The organism is Anabaena sp. FACHB-595, assembly GCF_048568275.1.
In the GTDB taxonomy this organism is placed as follows: Bacteria; Cyanobacteriota; Cyanobacteriia; order Cyanobacteriales; family Nostocaceae; genus Trichormus.
In genome coordinates this window covers 2,596,023-2,613,192 of record NZ_CP183473.1, presented here as the reverse complement: position 1 = coordinate 2,613,192, position 17,170 = coordinate 2,596,023, and the positions used below count along the sequence as shown (strand labels likewise).

14 protein-coding genes are annotated in these 17,170 nt (G+C 40.3%); 8 read left to right on the top strand and 6 right to left on the bottom strand.

The features are described from left to right. Positions 1 to 95: 95 nt before the first annotated feature. Positions 96 to 2,687 carry a TonB-dependent siderophore receptor gene (locus ACN222_RS10840; protein WP_010996333.1) on the bottom strand — a complete coding sequence of 864 codons (2,592 nt, stop codon included), beginning with the start codon at positions 2,685 to 2,687 and terminating at the stop codon, positions 96 to 98. A gap of 180 nt (positions 2,688 to 2,867) precedes the next feature. After that, positions 2,868 to 3,863 (bottom strand): AraC family transcriptional regulator, encoded by a 996-nt coding sequence (locus tag ACN222_RS10835; RefSeq protein WP_010996332.1) that lies wholly within the window; start codon positions 3,861 to 3,863, stop codon positions 2,868 to 2,870. Between the two features lie 176 nt (positions 3,864 to 4,039). On the opposite strand from ACN222_RS10835, the gene ACN222_RS10830 reads away from it, so the two are divergent. Continuing rightward, positions 4,040 to 4,237 carry a hypothetical protein gene (locus tag ACN222_RS10830; protein WP_096637137.1) on the top strand — a complete coding sequence of 66 codons (198 nt, stop codon included), beginning with the start codon at positions 4,040 to 4,042 and terminating at the stop codon, positions 4,235 to 4,237. On the opposite strand, the gene ACN222_RS10825 is transcribed toward ACN222_RS10830, so the two are convergent. Together ACN222_RS10825 and ACN222_RS10820 are read right to left on the bottom strand one after the other, a co-directional pair. Further along, on the bottom strand, positions 4,221 to 4,574 hold the full coding sequence (locus ACN222_RS10825; protein WP_010996331.1) for a DUF5615 family PIN-like protein: 354 nt from the start codon (positions 4,572 to 4,574) through the stop codon (positions 4,221 to 4,223). The two genes, ACN222_RS10830 and ACN222_RS10825, sit on opposite strands and share 17 nt — an antisense overlap. Continuing rightward, on the bottom strand, positions 4,571 to 4,807 hold the full coding sequence (locus ACN222_RS10820) for a DUF433 domain-containing protein (protein ID WP_044522937.1): 237 nt from the start codon (positions 4,805 to 4,807) through the stop codon (positions 4,571 to 4,573). Before ACN222_RS10820 ends, ACN222_RS10825 begins: the two co-directional genes overlap by 4 nt. A gap of 269 nt (positions 4,808 to 5,076) precedes the next feature. Between ACN222_RS10820 and ACN222_RS10815 the strand changes: the two genes are divergently transcribed. Beyond that, positions 5,077 to 7,512, top strand: a complete 2,436-nt coding sequence (locus tag ACN222_RS10815; RefSeq protein WP_044521260.1) for a filamentous hemagglutinin N-terminal domain-containing protein — start codon at positions 5,077 to 5,079, stop codon at positions 7,510 to 7,512. Further along, positions 7,505 to 10,162, top strand: coding sequence for a CHAT domain-containing protein (locus tag ACN222_RS10810; protein WP_010996328.1), 2,658 nt, complete (start codon positions 7,505 to 7,507; stop codon positions 10,160 to 10,162). Before ACN222_RS10815 ends, ACN222_RS10810 begins: the two co-directional genes overlap by 8 nt. 131 nt (positions 10,163 to 10,293) lie before the next feature. On the opposite strand, the gene ACN222_RS10805 is transcribed toward ACN222_RS10810, so the two are convergent. Both ACN222_RS10805 and ACN222_RS10800 read right to left on the bottom strand, forming a co-directional pair. Continuing rightward, entirely contained in the window at positions 10,294 to 10,776 is a 483-nt protein-coding gene (locus tag ACN222_RS10805) for a peptidoglycan-binding domain-containing protein (RefSeq protein ID WP_010996327.1), read from the bottom strand. 574 nt (positions 10,777 to 11,350) lie between these two features. After that, entirely contained in the window at positions 11,351 to 12,538 is a 1,188-nt protein-coding gene (locus tag ACN222_RS10800) for an RNA-guided endonuclease InsQ/TnpB family protein (RefSeq protein ID WP_010996326.1), read from the bottom strand. Between the two features lie 5 nt (positions 12,539 to 12,543). Here ACN222_RS10800 and tnpA point away from each other — a divergent pair, with 5 nt between their 5' ends. From tnpA to ACN222_RS10775, 5 genes are all read left to right on the top strand, one after another. Then, positions 12,544 to 13,041, top strand: a complete 498-nt coding sequence (tnpA, locus tag ACN222_RS10795; protein WP_010996325.1) for an IS200/IS605 family transposase — start codon at positions 12,544 to 12,546, stop codon at positions 13,039 to 13,041. 237 nt (positions 13,042 to 13,278) lie between these two features. Further along, the gene (locus tag ACN222_RS10790) at positions 13,279 to 14,583 is read left to right on the top strand and encodes a glutamate-5-semialdehyde dehydrogenase (RefSeq protein WP_044522932.1); all 1,305 of its coding nucleotides are present in this window, start codon (positions 13,279 to 13,281) and stop codon (positions 14,581 to 14,583) included. 619 nt (positions 14,584 to 15,202) lie between these two features. After that, positions 15,203 to 16,246 (top strand): response regulator, encoded by a 1,044-nt coding sequence (locus tag ACN222_RS10785; RefSeq protein WP_010996323.1) that lies wholly within the window; start codon positions 15,203 to 15,205, stop codon positions 16,244 to 16,246. 16 nt (positions 16,247 to 16,262) lie between these two features. Further along, entirely contained in the window at positions 16,263 to 16,640 is a 378-nt protein-coding gene (locus ACN222_RS10780) for a response regulator transcription factor (protein ID WP_010996322.1), read from the top strand. A 4-nt stretch (positions 16,641 to 16,644) separates the two neighbouring features. Then, on the top strand, positions 16,645 to 17,154 hold the full coding sequence (locus tag ACN222_RS10775; RefSeq protein ID WP_010996321.1) for a chemotaxis protein CheW: 510 nt from the start codon (positions 16,645 to 16,647) through the stop codon (positions 17,152 to 17,154). The last annotated feature ends 16 nt before the right edge of the window (positions 17,155 to 17,170 follow it).

The window sequence follows — 17,170 nt, the reverse complement described above, 5'->3', positions numbered from 1 at the left end:
CTTGTGGGATGATATTAATTTGTTTTTGACATCATCCCCAGCAGATTCTAGAGAAAAATCAATAGCTTAAAGTCATTCTCAAGCACCTCTAAGTATTAAAACTGCCATGAAACTGTCCCTTGTAAAGTTAAAGGTTCTGCTGGATAAACTGTTAAATCAGAATAAGCTGACTCAAAATACTTCAGATCAAATAAATTCCTGATGTTAAGTGCAGCCCTAAAGCGATCGCGTTTGTAAAAAATAGCCGCATCGGTGCGAAGATAGCTAGGTAAATTAAAGCTATTTGCTAAATCTCCTTGGCGATCGCCCAAATAAAACAATCCTAGTCCAAAACCTAATCCCTGCAAATTACCTTTTTGCAATTCATAAGTCGTCCATAAACTTAAACTATGTTCTGGCACATTGTTTAAACGATTGCCAATTGGCAATGAATTATCTTGAGTAATGCGTGCATCTGTATAAGCATATCCTGCAATGATGTTCCATCCAGGAAGTATTTCCCCCGCCACGTTTAATTCAATACCGCGACTGTTTTGTTCCCCTGTTTGAATGGAAAATTCTGGATTAGCAGGATCGTTTGTAGTAACATTCGAGCGAGTAAGATCATAAAAAGCGAGCGTTGCAGATAGTTTTTCGTTAATATCTGCTTTAACTCCTATCTCATACTGAGTACCGCGTCCTGGTTCAAATTGCTCACCATCAGAAGCTCTACCAATAGTTGGGGTGAATGAGCGACTGTAACTTGCATACAGAGAAATAGGAGGAATGGGTTGATAGACAATTCCCACACGGGGACTAAAGGCACTTCCAGATTGAAACTGTTCGGTATTGCTGAGACGATCTGTTTTTGTCTGCTCAAAGATATCAAATCGACCACCAAGAAGTAACTTAAAATTTTCCGCGAATGTTACTTGATCCTGAATGTAGACACCCAAAGAATCTGTTAATGTAGCTTCGTTACCAGCAAAAAGTACCTCAAACCTCTCTGGGCGATAATCTGGGTTGAAAAGATCGAGCGGTGTACCAGTTCGTCCCTCATATTCTGACTGATATTGATCGTATCTGCTCAAATCGACACCAAATAGAAGTTGATGCTTGATAGAACCGGTGGAAAATTTACCGACAACATTTGTGCTGAGGTCATAGGTTTGATACCTATCATCAGCATCTTGCACACCACGCTGTAATGTTCTTTGGTCAGGATCGAGAGCATTAGCGAAGTAAGTATCTCTAGTTTTATTGTAAAAGTGTGAATAGTAAAAGGCATTTCGCAACAGCCAATCTTCACTGAATTTATGCTCTAAGTTGTACCCAACTCTCACAATTTCTGGGCTATAAGTGCTATCTGCTTGTCCAATGCTGCGGTTACGAGGTATCCTGCCGTTGAGATTAGGCAACACAGTACCAACAGCCGGGACACCATTGTAATAACCCTGATTGACCTTATTGTATTCTTGGTCTAGGGTCAAAGTTGTATTTTCACCAAGGGCAAAGCTCAAAGTTGATGCAACAGAAAAATTCTCTCGATCATTAAAATCGACAAAGTTATCCGCTTTCTCGTAGGACGCATTCAGTCTATACAGTGCTGTTTTAGAATCATCTAACGGGCCAGATAAATCAATTGCACCTCGATAAAAATCATAGCTACCAATTGCAGCTTCCACAGAGTAGAAAGGTTCACTTAGTGGTTGTTTTGTCACAATATTGATAGTACCACCAGGATTACCACTACCAAATAAAACTGAACCAGGGCCTCTGAGAACTTCTATGCGTTCAATATTAGAAAAATTTGTGCCTTGACTTCCAAAACGATAGCCCAATCCATTTCTAGTAAAATTATTACCTCCTTGGTCAAAAGAATTAAATCCTCGAATTGTGAAACTGGCAAACTGAGAGTAATTAGAAGCTGTTTGAATCACACCGCTAACATTTTGGAGTGCTTCGTTTAGGGTATTAACTTGCTGATCTTTGAGTACCTGTTGCGGTACAACCTGAATCGACTGGGGAATGTCCCGCAATGGTGTATCTGTCCGCGTCGCTGCACTTGCATTGGGTACACGATAACTATCTGCTTCCCCCGTTACCACCAACTCAATCGGGTCATCCTGCTGCGCTGCGGGTTGTTCCTCCGGTTTTTCTTCTGGTTTTTGGGCTGTTGTCGCCATAGATGCAACGGTAAAAATCAACCCCGTATTATCATCAAATAACTCAACCGCAGGTAACGCTTTCTGACCAACCACCGTTACCCGCACCGTATTCGCATCAATATTTGTAACTATAATTTCTGTAATTCCCTCGATGGGTTTTTCTGACTTAAAGGTGAAAGCATTGCCATCAGGTAAACTTAACTGCCCACCAGTGATATCTGCAATGAAATTATTCCCCGTACTGCGGTTAGCAACTTGTAGTTTATCCCCTGCGGTTGTCTCTAAAATCACCTCCACACCCTTCTCGGTGGGGTTGGCTTTTACTCCTGTAATACCAATAACTTCGCCACTTGTTGCAGGTGGATTGGTTGGTGATGGTTTTTGCACCAATAATTTTGCGCTAGTTGCAGGAAAGTCTATGTTTCCTAGTTGGGGTATATCGAGTATCTTTTCCTCGGCTAATCCCGGTTGTGCCAAATATGCCCAAATACTCACAAAAAGCCACAAACGAATACCTGCGGTCAAGTCGCAACGCTTCATAATTACTCCCTATTGATACTCCTCACATCCCCACCAAAGGAATCTACCCAGCTTCAGCCTCAATTGCTTAATCCTTTACTAAATAACTAAAATCAACAATTATTGCGAAAGATTATTAACTTGGGTAACGCCGAGTATAAAAGAGAGTTAGCTGCAAAATCTATCATCAAACGGCAATTATTATCGCCAAACGGACAATTTACCAGCCGCGCATTCTCTAGGGGTAATGCCAAATTGACGCTTGAAAGCTGCGGTAAAATGCGATGAACTCGAATAACCTACCATCATTGCCACTTCTGTGATAGGAAATTGACCGGAGCACAATAATTTTTCGGCTTTTTCCATTCTTTGGTTAGTTAAATACCCAAACACCGTTGTGTTAAATAGTTCTTGAAAACCCCTGCGAAGGGTTCTTTCACTGACTCCTACAGTTTGCGCTAAATCCAGTAATGATGGCGTATTTTCTAGCCGAGAGAGTAAAATTTCCCTGGCTTGATAAATAGAGTCAATGGTTTCTCTACGCAAACGTGGGGATGGTTGGCTTTTCTTGTGTTCGGCAAGAATAGGAGCTAGTTGCAGTGCCATTAATTCAATGACTTTTCCCTGCAAATACATCCGTTTCGTCATTCCTTCGTAGGGACAATTGATGATTTGCCTGGCAACTAAATTAACTGCCGTTGTCGCTTCCGGGAAAATTAGTGTTTGCCAATCTTCACCCTTGGCAAATATTGTCAATTCGGGAGGAATTTCTCCATCCTGACCAGGGAAAAAAGTCGCCAGTAATTGCGGTGGCATCTGGATGTCAACGGAGACAATTTTCTGGGATTTAGTGTAAAAAATATTCTTAGAAGGTTGGATTCCGCCGCCAGAAATTGCTGTATAACCGCCTCCCACTTGCCCAAAATTATCTCTACATATCCCTGAAGTCAAAACACTAAATTGCAAAGGATGCTCTGATTCCGGGTATTGAAATATGACATCATCACTATATTGATATTCCTCTATTTTTAACCAAAGTTCGGGATATACCTCAATCCATTGTATATAGCCTTTACCGAGTTGCTTGGGTATTTCGCTCCAAGATTCAAAGAATGGCAACGCAGATTTATATATACTGTTTTGCGCTGCCTGTGCATATAGTTCTTCTTCTTCCGCTAGGGTTAGGGTAATGGTCATAAGCAATATTTTAGTGGGCAGTTATCAATTGACTTTTTGGTTATGAATTTAGGGAGGGGTAATTAAGTAACTACCTTAATGATAGTATTTATCAATAGTTCTGTATAGTTGTTTGGGTGTCAGGTTATGACGCGATCGCTCTAAGTCGCTGCTCAAATTTTCTCAAGATATAAGCAGTGAAAGTCCTACTAGGGTTTTTATCGAGCGAGATTTTTTTTCGTCTGTCTGATAGCCTTGGTTTCTGGATTATAATTTCTATTGCGATCGCACAAGGTTTACAACATTACTTCTACAAGTTTCTCTCTGGTAGTGCGTCTCGTTTAGATGGACTAACAGTGTACACAGGTACAGTTTTAATTACAGGTGAGCAATAATTGAATCACGACTCATTTCAATATAGGAGTGACTCTCAAATAATTCGACCAAAGCTTTTAAGTTAGCTGCAAATAATGCTTCTAATTCTAAGTTGTTAATATTACCTGTTGTTATAAGTAATAATTTAAACGGTTTTTGAATCGTTAAAAAAGAATTTAAAAAATCAGAATCCTTCGTAATTAATATGCGCTCATCTCGTATTGATATCGCGTTAATTTCTATATCTGATGTAGCATTTCGATTAGGCAAATCTCTTGTATGAATTGTGTCATAACCCGCAAATTCTAGGAATCGAGCAAGTCGAGCAGGTAATTGAGAATCAACCAGAAATCTCATGAAGCAATTTTATGTATACTTTTAACTTGGCTAAGACGCACAGCAAATTGCAGAGCCGCAAAAATATCTTCCCGCTCTAAATCGTCATAATCTGCTAAGATTTCATCTGGTGTCATGCCTGCGCTAAGTAATTCCAGAATCAATTCTACAGGATAACGAAGTCCTCTTATACAAGGCTTGCCGTGACAAATTTCGGGATTGTAGGTAATGCGTTGTAAGAGGTTACTGCTCATAGTGTTATTTTTGTAAATCATATGTTTGTTGATATATTCTAAATGATTCAGTGGGGAATTTTCGAGAGACAAAAGCTACTATCTACGTATCAAGAAGCAATGGCCAGTACTAAGTACAGGACAAAAATTGTAGAGAGAGAGTAACTTTGCAAACATCCTCTTATAAATAATTGATTTAAAAAATATAAATAACCCTAAAATAAAGTCCGTTTTTTTTCACACAAATCAGATATTAGTTGTAATTATTCTTATTTGATTTTGTGAAAAATATGGCCAAATTTAAGTTTTTAATCGGGAACATCAGTATTTCATTATGTTTATTAAACTTTACAGCCGCAAAAGCAGAAATTATTCCTGATGATACGCTTCCTACTAACTCTATTGTTAGACCTGTAGGGAACATCCGAGTAATTGAGGGAGGTACTCAAAGGGGAGAAAATTTATTTCATAGTTTTAGGGAATTTTCTTTTTCTGTTTTAACTAGCAATGTTACAGGAAATGTTGCTATTTTTAACCACAATTTGGCAGTGCGAAACATTATTACTAGAATTACTGGTGGCTCACATAGTTATATTGATGGTTTGATTACAGCCGCCTCAGGTAGTAGAGCTAATTTGTTTTTGATTAATCCCCAGGGCATAATTTTTGGGGCAAATGCTAGTTTAAATATTGGTGGTTCTTTTGTGGCGACGACTGCAAATAGTATCAAGTTTGCTGATGGGTTAGAATTTAATGCAACTACTAATAATAATACTTCTTTATTAACAGTAAATGTTCCTGTAGGGTTACAATTTGGTGATAGTCCGGGAAATATTGAACAGCCGATTGTTGCTGATTTACCTTTGGGATTGCAAGTAGGAAATGGCAGAACTTTAGGATTAATCGGTGGGAATTTATTATTAGAAAGTAGTCTTTTGGAAGCGCCAGGGGGGAGAGTTGAGCTAGGTAGCGTTACTGGAGGTGGTTTTGTCAGCCTCAGCCAAGTTGATGATGCTTACGCTGCTGGATATTCAGGTGTACAAAATTTTGGAGATATCAGGCTTGCGGCTGGAACTTTAGTTAATACTGGTAGTATCCCCATGCAAGATAGTGGTGGTGCAATTCAAATTCAAGGGAGAAATGTCACTATTGACGATTCACTAGTTTTTGCAGTTAATTTTGGTTTGCAAACAGGAAATAGCCTCATTGTTAATGCTACTGAATCTTTAAAAGTAGGTGGTATTTCTAATATCTTGACTATTGCTCAATCTCAAGCTAAGGCGGGAGATATTTGGATTACGGCTAAAGATTCGGTAGAACTGGGGGAAGAATCATTTATTGGTTCACAGGTCTGTTCTTTAGGGGAAAGTTGTGCCAATGTGACAGGTAATGGTGGCAATTTGACCATTGAAACTAGGCGACTTTTACTAACAGATGGTGCAGGGATAGAAGCTTCTACATTTGGTGCAGGAAACACGGGAAATATTTTAGTTAGAGCTACAGATTCTATAGATTTGAGGGGAGAAAGTGCCGATGGCGATATTCCCAGTGGAATTTTCGCGCAAGTTGCCCCCGATGCTCCAGAAAATGCAGGTAATACTGGCACAATTACCTTAGAAACTCAACAGTTAAATATTCAAGGTGGCGCACAAATATCTAATGTTTCTAGGTATGGAAGTCAGGGGGGAGACCTATTGATTAATGCCTCAGCAGGTATGCAAGTGAGTGGTACTTCCCAATTTGCTACAGCCTCATCTTTAGATATTTTTCGTAGTGGGATTTTTGCTGTAACTCAAGCAGGAACTACCACCAATGACAGCACATTAAATATCAATACTGGATTACTGACTGTAGAAAACGGAGCCAGGATAACGGCAGATAACTTAAATATTGTAGGCGATCGCCTAATTATTCAAAATGGGGCAGAAGTTACGGTGGCTGGAGAGTCGGGAAATTTATCTATCAAGGCGCGATCGCTTAAACTAGATAACCAAAGTCAATTGATTGCTCAAACTACCTCCGGTAATGGTGGCAATATAAATCTCAATCTCAGCGCCATATTGCGACTACGCCTTAATAGTCAAATTTCTACATTTGCTGACGGTAATGGTGGCAACATCGAAATTAATAGCCCTTTCATTGTGGCAACTCCCAATGAAAATAACGACATCACCGCCAATGTGTTCGGGGGTGCAGGGGGTAGGGTGACAATCAGTACTCAGAAATTTCTTGGTTTAGTTGTGCGTAATCGAGGCGAACTTGAGCAAATTTTAGGGACTACCGACCCAAATCAGCTTGACTCAGGATTTCTACTCACCAATGATATCCTGACTTTCTCACAGGCCAGCCCATCTTTCACAAGTATGGTCACAATTAACCAGCCGGATGTAGACTCTCGTCAGAGATTTGCTGCGTTCTCTACAAATCCCATCAATACATCCAGGCTAACCCAGGTTTGTAGTTCAGATGGTGAGACAGAACCAGGACTGAAAGCAACTTTTCCAGGAGACAGGGAAACCAAAAATTCCCCCAGTCCTCACCATTTGTTAACAATCAGTAATTTTACGCCCATTAATGTTGTGGATAACCCTGATTCCCCTAAAATTGTGGAAGCACAGGGATGGGTGATGGATACCAATGGCAATATTGCTTTAGTTGCTCCAGTTCCTACTGTTAATCATCAACATCCCTGGTTTTCGTCCACCATCTGCCATATTCATGAATAAAACTACTAGGGTCTATTATCCTGATTTTGTTACAGGAAGAATACGGAAGATAAAGGGTAAGCTGGTCAAGTCCTTACGTTTGGCTTTGTGCTTTCTGTTGGCGTTGATCTGCACGGTGAATTCGCCAGTGTTGGCAAAAGTAGTCACCCCAACTCATACCGCACAAGTCACTTCTACCATCTCCCTAGTAGAACAGGGTAAAGCCCTATACGATACAGGCAGGTTTGCCGAAGCAGTGCAGATATTACAGCAGGTGGCACAAGAATATCTGCAAAAGGGTGAAAATCTCAAATTAGCAGCGACTCTTAGTAACTTGTCTTTAGCCTATCAACAAATAGGTGCGTGGCAACAAGCACAGCAGGCGATTACAGACAGCTTAAATTTACTTGAGGGCAAAGAACAGAACCCCCAAGTATTAGCCCAATCATTAGATATTCAAGGCCGTTTGCAACTGGCGACGGGTAAAGCAGAGGCAGCTTTAAGCACTTGGCAGCGCACAGCCAAGATATATCAACAAACTAACAATTTTAATGGCGAAGTGCGATCGCAAATCAATCAAGCCCAGGCATGGCGGACACAAGGATTTTATCGTCGGGCGGTGAAAGTTTTACTAGAAGTTAGACAAAAATTACAATCACAGCCAGACTCCCTGGAAAAAGCTGTAGGATTGCGATCGCTTGGTGATGCCCTGATGGTAGCAGGGAATTTAATGGACTCCCGCACTACCTTAGAACAGAGTCTAGAAGTTGCCAAACGCTTGGCAATACCTGGGGAGGTTGCAGCTAGTTACTTTAGTTTGGGCAACAATGCCCGCGCTAAACTGCAAATATCAGAGGCGATCAATTTTTATCAACAAACAATAGCCGCATCCCCCGCACCTTTAACGAAAATTCAAGCCCAAGTTAACCACCTCAGTTTGTTGCTGGACAACGAAAAATTCACGGAAGTGGCAGCTTTAATCCCAGCAATTCAAGACCAAATCAACCAATTACCCCCTAGTCGTGCGGCTATCTACGCCGAGATTAACTTTGCTCAAAGTCTCATGAAACTTACGAGTTCCGAGAACCAAGGGCGGAATAAAAATGTGCCATTAGCACCAAGCACTCAGGATGTAGCCAAATTATTAGCAACAACTATCCAGCAATCCCGCAGCTTGGATGATAAACGGGCAGAAGCTTATGCAATCTTGAGTTTGGGGAATTTGTATGAACAAAACCAGCAGTGGTCAGAAGCCAACAGTCTCACCCAACAAGCCTTAATCTTAGCCCAGGCTAGTAACGCCTCAGACATTATCTATCGCTTGCAGTGGCAATTGGGGCGGTTGTTGTGGGCGCAAAAAGATATATCTGGGGCGATCGCCGCTTATGATGCAGCAGTAGAAAGCCTAAAATCCCTACGCAGTGACTTAGTAGCCGTCAATCAAGATGTGCAGTTTAACTTCCGCGACAGTGTAGAACCCATCTATAGGCAATCAGTAGAGTTATTATTGTCATCCCAGCCAGAAAAAGTTAACGAAAAAATCCTTGATAAAGCCCGGCAACGGATTGAAGCATTACAATTGGCAGAATTAGATAACTTCTTTCGGGAAGCCTGTTTACAAGGTGAAACAGTGTTACTCGATCAAGTGGTAGACCAAGATAACCCCACGGCGGCGATTCTCTACCCGATTATTTTGCGGCGACAAATTCAGGTAATCGTTAAAATTCCCCACAAACCTTTGCAACTTTACAGCACTAATGTTGAGCAAAAAGAAGTAGACAAAGTTCTGAGCGAACTACGCGAAAATCTGGTTCGTCCCACGGCTAGCAAAGCCGTCAAAACTCAATCACAACAGGTTTATGACTGGCTCATCAAACCTATTGAATCAGAACTAGCAGCTAGTGGGGTAAAAACTCTCGTGTTTGTCCCCGATGGTTTATTACGAAATTTACCACTAGGCGCACTCTATGATGGACAGCAATACTTAATAGAAAAATATGCGATCGCCTTGAGTGTAGGTTTGCAACTCCTCGACCCCAAACCACTACAACGAGGAGACCTGAGAGCATTAACTGCTGGACTCACTCAACCCCCGCCAAATTACCCCAACTTTGCCCCATTACCTGCAATCAAGTCGGAAGTAGATTTAATTGCTAGCGCGGGAGTTTCCATTACTAGTTTGTTCGACCAGCAATTTACCCGCGAAGCACTAGAAAAAGAAGTCAATACCGTCTCCTTTAACGTAGTGCATTTAGCCACCCATGGCCAGTTTAGTTCCCGTGCTGAAAACACTTTTATTTTGGCATCAGATGGGCCAATCAACGTCACCCAATTTGATACCTTGCTGCGTGGTCAAGAGCAAATTCGTCCGAGTGCAGTAGAACTATTAGTGTTAAGCGCTTGTCAAACCGCAGCCGGAGACAATCGCGCTGCTCTTGGTCTAGCAGGAGCCGCAGTCCGCGCCGGCGCACGCAGTACGGTAGCATCTCTGTGGCAAATTGATGATGAATCAACAGCTTTATTGGTTGGCGACTTCTATCGAGAACTCAAAAACAACAACATCACTAAAGCCGAAGCCCTCCGCCGCGCCCAACTAAAATTATTACAACATCCCAACTACAGCGCCCCAAGTTATTGGTCTGCCTATGTATTAATTGGTAATTGGTTGTAATTTTTTCTAAAAAAGATGATTAGTGATTAATAGTCAAGGAAAAGAGAGATTTGCATACTTAATAATCTGGCATCAATGGGGAGATAACATAATAAATTTTCCATATCTAGATAATGGAAAACTTATATTCTTTAACTGTCAAAAATAGGTGTATTGCTGAGAACAGCCCAAGTGCGATCGCCTACAATACCATCAACTTTTAAGTTATTTCGTAGTTGAAAAGATTTTACACCTGCTTCCGTAACTAAGCTAAAATCTCCGTCAACCAATCCCGTATAGTATCCAGCATTTTGGAGTCTTTGTTGCAAGGCTTTAACCAGTTCACCTTGGCTACCATATTTCAAAATAGGTAAATCAATTACTCTTCCTTCATATAGAGCTTGCCAAGTTTTATAGCCAACAATTCCATCTTCTGGGATAAAAACCCGATGCTGAAATAAAATTACTCCCCCAACTGTTTCTGAATCTAAAACCCCATCAATAGGCCCAGAATAACAATAATAACTCCTTAATAGCCTTTGTAGTTCTTTGACTACTTCCCCTGTATCACCTTGTTTAAGTGTTGGTTGATTATCAGGTACTTTGCTGTTAGTTGGGTCAGCCATAGTGGTCATGCTTGATACGCCCTATCGAGTGATTTTTATCCTAAAAAAGCCAATTCATCAGACAAATTAAAATTTCACCCACGCTGAGTAATTCTCACTACCTCAGTGGTTAGACTAATAGCAGAAAAGCAAAATATAGCAGTCAGTTTTGGTTTTTGAATTGCCTTGCTTGGGATAAGAATAGAGGAAAATGCTTTTTGATAGGTAAGGAGTTTATTCAAAAATCAAACTTTAGTCCTATATTTGACCAGGGGGATCATAATTTAGCTTTAATTGTTTTAACAGGTAAAGGCTGTAAAGAAAAGATGAGAAATGAGAAGATTTTGCGTATAATTCGATGCAAGTATTTCTCTTATAGAGGAGACGGTTATGTAGAGCAGCAACGCAAATAATTGCATGAAAGCTTATCAACATGAAGCTGCAATTTATTATGACTAGGTTATGCGGTTCTAGAAGCAATATCCTCGAAAGAAAATTTTTAGGCATTCTAGAAGTGTGACCCAAAATAACTTTAACTCAACATACTTCACTACAAATCTTACTAGCACTGGTTACCCAGAGGGTCGCTAGAATTTTGACATACTCACCGACCTAAAGGTGCGGTGATTCTTGACGCTTCACCGGACTGTGCTGGCGAACCAGTCTTACCTGTCCTCTGCGCCCGTTTAAGGTCGTGCCGATGCCCCATGCCGACCATTTTTATATTTTGGGATGCGTTCTCATCTCTGTCGTGTTCAGTATTGCAGTTTAAGCACAACACTGAGCGCACAGATAAATCAATCTTGCCCCACCTATACCCACAACAAGAACAAGTTTGGCTAGTAGGTTCCCATCTACTAATGACCCTGAAATCCCGATTAAGTTTTTCAGATTTACTCTCACAAAATACCCGAAACTCTCTCCATCCCTGCAAGCTAATTATTCTTGCTAACTTACGATTCTTGACCATTCCTGACACATTCAAATCTTCCAAAACAATAGCTTGGTTTTCACTAACTACTTTGGTTGAAAGTTTGTGAAGGAAGTCTTTTCGGGTATCCGCAATTTTGTTGTGTTGCTTGGCGATTCTTAAGCGGGTTCGTTCACGACGCTTAGACCCCTTCTGTTGTCTTGCTATCTTGCGTTGCAGTTTGCGAATTTTGCGGTCTTTCTTTGAGTAATCGGGACTGATTGCTTTTTCTCCATTACTCATAACCGCAAAAGTTTTGATTCCTAAATCAATACCAATGCTTTGGTTTTTAGCTTCAGATTGAATAGGCTCTACTTCTACGACAAAGCTAAGAAAATAACGATTAGCACAGTCTTTAATGACTGTTACACTACTTGGTGCAGATGGTAATTGTCTTGACTTTAGAGGCTTGACGTTGCCAATTTTAGCTAGGTAGACTTCATCTCCTTTAATCGAAAAACCACCAATTCTAAATCTGGCTGATTGTTTACTTGTCTTCTTCTTAAACTTGGGTGTGCCTACTTTTTTGCCTTTGCGTTTACCCTTGAGTGAATCAAAAAAGTTTTTGTAAGCAACTCCTAAATCAGCAACAGATTGTTGTAAAGGGATATTAGAAACATCAGATAACCATGAACGCTCATCAGTCTTTTTAGCTTGCGTAATCACCAGCTTTTGCAAGTCGTTGTTACTAGGAAGCTTTTCGGACTGTTTGCAAACAGCCAGAGCATCATTCCAGACTACGCGAACGCAACCAAACAACTGCGCTAACAGTTGCTTTTGTTGGTCTGTCGGGTAGAACCGGAATTGATATCTGGCTTTCATTGATAATGTATAATTGGTCTGTAGAAGTATTATACATTGGTGAGCAGCGCGTTGGGCGGGTTCCCCGACTTGTAGCGACTGCTCACCCGAAGGGTCTACAAGAAGTGACAAGCCAGTTTCGCAGGGAAAGACACTCTGTTACGGACTTAAAAATTCATTTGGTCTGTGTTACCAAGTATCGTAAGTCTGTATTCACAAAGGAAAGTATTGAACTAATTGAAAAAACGTTTAGAGAGGTAGCTAATAAAATGGATTTTCAAGTAATTGAATTTAACGGTGAAGACAACCATGTTCACGCGCTTATTGAATATCCCCCCAAGTTATCCATCTCTCAAATTGTTAATGCTTTAAAAGGTGTCTCTAGTCGCAGGTATGGACAAGCCGGATACAAGAAACCCCACAAAGAAGCCTTGTGGAGTCCCAGTTATTTCGCTGTGTCCGTAGGAGGTGCGCCATTAGAGATCCTAAAAGAGTACATCAGAAATCAAGAAAAGCCGTCCTAGAACGACGGGGCTTGTATCCCATTCTTTTGGTCAATAAGAATAAAAACCCGATATAGTTGGCATTAAAGCAATTTAAATTGATTTGCAGCTGATACCTTATCAGATTTTTGCCAGTAAATGATGGGGGAAATTGGCTCAACCAATGCAGCAGTTGCATATTATCTATAGTAGTTGGCTGTTGACTATGGACTAATGACTATGGACTAATAACTAATAACTAATACTATGACTAATAATATGACTACTCTCCAAGTTGCTTCTTCCTTGAATGACATCGCTCAACAAACTCGCCAAGCTGCAAGTTTATTGGCGATGCTGTCTACCGAGGCGAAAAATCAAGCGATCGCTGCTGTCGCTCAAGCCTTAGAATCTGCAAAGGAGGAAATTTTACAGGCAAATATTGATGATTGTGAAGCGGCTACGGCTGAAGGGATAGCCAAGCCATTATACAAGCGGTTGCAGTTGGATGAACATAAATTAAGAGATGCGATCGCTGGGGTGCGGGATGTTGGTAAACTAGCAGATCCTATCGGACAAGTACAAATTCAGCGTGAACTAGATACAGGTTTAGTTCTCAAGCGGATAACTTGCCCGTTGGGAGTGTTGGGGATTATTTTTGAAGCCCGTCCAGAAGCAGCCATTCAAATTATCTCCTTAGCTATCAAGTCGGGTAATGGCGTGATTCTCAAATGTGGGAAGGAAGCTGTACGTTCTTGCGAAGCCATAGTAAAGGCTGTGAAACAGGGATTATCAACCACAGATGTCAATCCTGAGGTAGTACAGTTACTCACCACCAGAGAAGAAACCTTAGAACTTTTACGCCTAGATAAATATGTAGATTTAATTATTCCCAGAGGTTCTAACTCTTTTGTGCGGTTTGTTCAGGAAAATACTCGTATTCCTGTACTTGGTCACGCCGATGGCATTTGCCATGTATATATAGATAAGTCCGCAGATATAGAGAAAGCAATTGCTGTGAGCGTCGATGCAAAGGTGCAGTATCCGGCTGCTTGTAACGCCATTGAAACCTTACTTGTCCACCAATCAATTGCGGCGGAATTTTTACCAAAAGTAGCCCAAGCCTTAGCTGAACGTGAGGTGGAATTGAAAGGGGATGAACGGACTTTGCAGATATTACCTGAGATTGCGGCCGCCACAGCCATAGATTGGGAAACAGAATACAGCGATTTTATCTTGTCCATTAAGATTGTAGACTCATTAACCGAGGCGATCGCTCATATCAATCAATATGGTTCTCGTCATACCGATGCCATTATTACCGAAGATGTGGCAGCCGTTAAAACCTTCTTTGGCTTAGTTAATTCAGCCGGAGTCTTTCACAACTGTTCTACTCGCTTCGCCGACGGTTTCCGCTATGGCTTTGGCGCAGAAGTAGGTATTAGCACTCAACAAATGCCCCCCCGTGGCCCCGTGGGTTTAGAAGGACTGGTGACATATAAATATCAGATGACAGGTGCAGGACATATTGTCGCCACTTACACAGGGGAAAATGCCAAACCTTTTACTCACAAGGATTTCTAGGATGAAAATCCCCCGCCTCCAAGGGGATGAGAAATTTGGTCATTGGTAATGGGTAATAGTCCAATTACCTATTACCCATTAGCCATTACCAGATTCCTCAAACTTCATAAATATTTTGTCAAAAGTTGGGAACTATATAGACAATTACACTAGTAGCAGTCGAGGTAATTGTCATGGCTGAATTGTTGAAGGGTTGCGTAGCCATACTGAATCAAGCAGCAAAATGAGACTAGATTCAGTTAACAAAAATTTTTTAAGTGAAAATACTGATAAGACTTTAGTTAAATTCTGTTAAATTAACAGTGCTAATTTAGCTTTTATGAATTAAAAGTTACTCAGAGGAATATAAATTTTTGGTATTTAACTTTTGTTGATGAGACCTTCCACAAGTCGTATTCCTCTATGTATTAGAGTTAATGAATTTACTAAATTTTACACCTAATTAGGGATTAAATTATCGTAAAACATATTCTGTATAAGTAGTTTATGACAAATCCTTTTCAATAACTCTCGTATTTTTTATCACCTACTTAGTTAATCAATTCATGATAGGACTTGTGGCGAAGCTTCCCCATCAACTAAGTTGACACCTATGGAATTTATCTAAAGTAAAAGCAAAATGAGTACAACTCCTATAAATAACTACAGGTTAAATCATAAACTACATCCCCTATCCCTCTTAGCTCAACTCACCAGTCGTCATGCTACAGGCTGCTTACGCGTATTTACAGACACCACATCTTGGACAATTAATTTAGAAGCAGGTAAACTTACTTACGCTTCCTACTCAGATAAATTATTTGAGCGTTTTGATAATCAACTGCGGCGCTTAAGTCAAAAAATACCTACTCTGAACAGCGCTACCCGTGTACAAATGCGGTTGATGTTTGAACCCAAGGGTGAAGATCAATCCATGTTATATGCAGATTATCAGGCGATTTGTTGGCTTGTAAATCAGAACCATATTAACCCCAAACAAGCCGCCATCTTGATAGAAGAACTAGCAAAGGAAGTAATAGAGACATTTTTAGTCATCAAACAGGGAAGCTATGAGTTTTTCCCTGACATTCTTTGGGAAGAAATGCCAAAATTCTGTTATTTAGATTTGCGTTTATTAGTTGAATATTGCCAAAAACAATTACGACAACGCCAACCTACACCACCATCTGTGAATACGGGTGGTGGTTCGCAAGTTTTGCCATCAACTAGACCCGCCTCATCCCCATCATCAAACCAAAATCATCCTGAGAATAGCGTAAACTCTCAGCCAATTAATCCTCCATCGCTAGTTAGAAAAACTTTATATACTATTGCTTGTATTGATGATAGTCAGACAGTCTTAAATTCCATCAGAAGTTTTCTAGATGAGAATGTATTTACAGTGGTGACTATTAATGATCCTGTGAAAGCTTTAATGCAAGTTCTGCGGAGTAAACCAGACTTAATTTTACTCGATGTGACAATGCCCAATTTAGACGGATATGAATTATGTTCCCTATTACGGAGACATTCAGCCTTTAAAAATACGCCTATTATTATGGTGACTGGTAGAACAGGATTTGTTGATAGGGCTAAAGCAAAAATGGTCAGGTCTTCAGGCTATTTAACTAAGCCTTTTGACCAGTCGGAATTATTAAAAATGGTGTTTAAACATATTACTTAAGGCAGGAGATTGAAGAGTGAGTATTACCTTAGTCGGCAAAATTTTGATTGTTGAAGACTCACCTAGTGAATTAGAACTGATGAGTCATTATTTACAAGAGAGTGGTTATGACGTAATTAAGGCGGCTGGTGCAAAGGAAGCTATAGAGAAAGCTTTATTAGAAAATCCTGATGTAATTGTCACTGATGTTGTCATGCCGGGAATGAGTGGATTTGAGTTATGTCGTTCCTTGAAAAAACATCCACTTACAGAAAAACTCCCGATAGTAATTTGCAGTTCTAAAAACCAAGAAATAGACCGTTTGTGGGCAATGAAACAAGGTGCAGATGCCTATATTACAAAACCCTATACCCGCGAAAATCTGCTGCGTACTATTAAATCTGTAGTGATTTAAATCAATGGATAACTCACAAAGTTTAATGACTCCTCTGTCACCTCAAAATAAATCAGGAGATGGTTATCTAAAATTTTACCTCAATCAGCAAAGTGCTGCTATTTTAGCGATGAACCATACCCAAGAAGCAGTTCTGATTCCTGTGGAATCTATTACACCTATGCCAAATATGCCACCTTGTGTCTTAGGTTTAATGAATTGGCGCAGTCGGATAGTTTGGGCAATTGATTTACCAAAAATGCTCAATTTGGAATCGTTGGAAAACCGGTTACATCAATATAGTGTCATTGTGATTAAAGTAGAATCAACATTATTGGGTTTAGTAGTACAAGAGATTAAAGGCATAACTAAATTCATGCCTGATGAGATTCGGTCACCTATTGGACAAGTGGCATCTAGTTTGGTTCCTTATCTACGTGGTTGTGTGACACAACAGGAAGAAAATTTCCTTGTGTTAGATGCTCAAGCAATTGTCAATTCTTCTGTACTTATTGGTAATCAAAAGTATCAATAAAATATTTTCTGTTCTC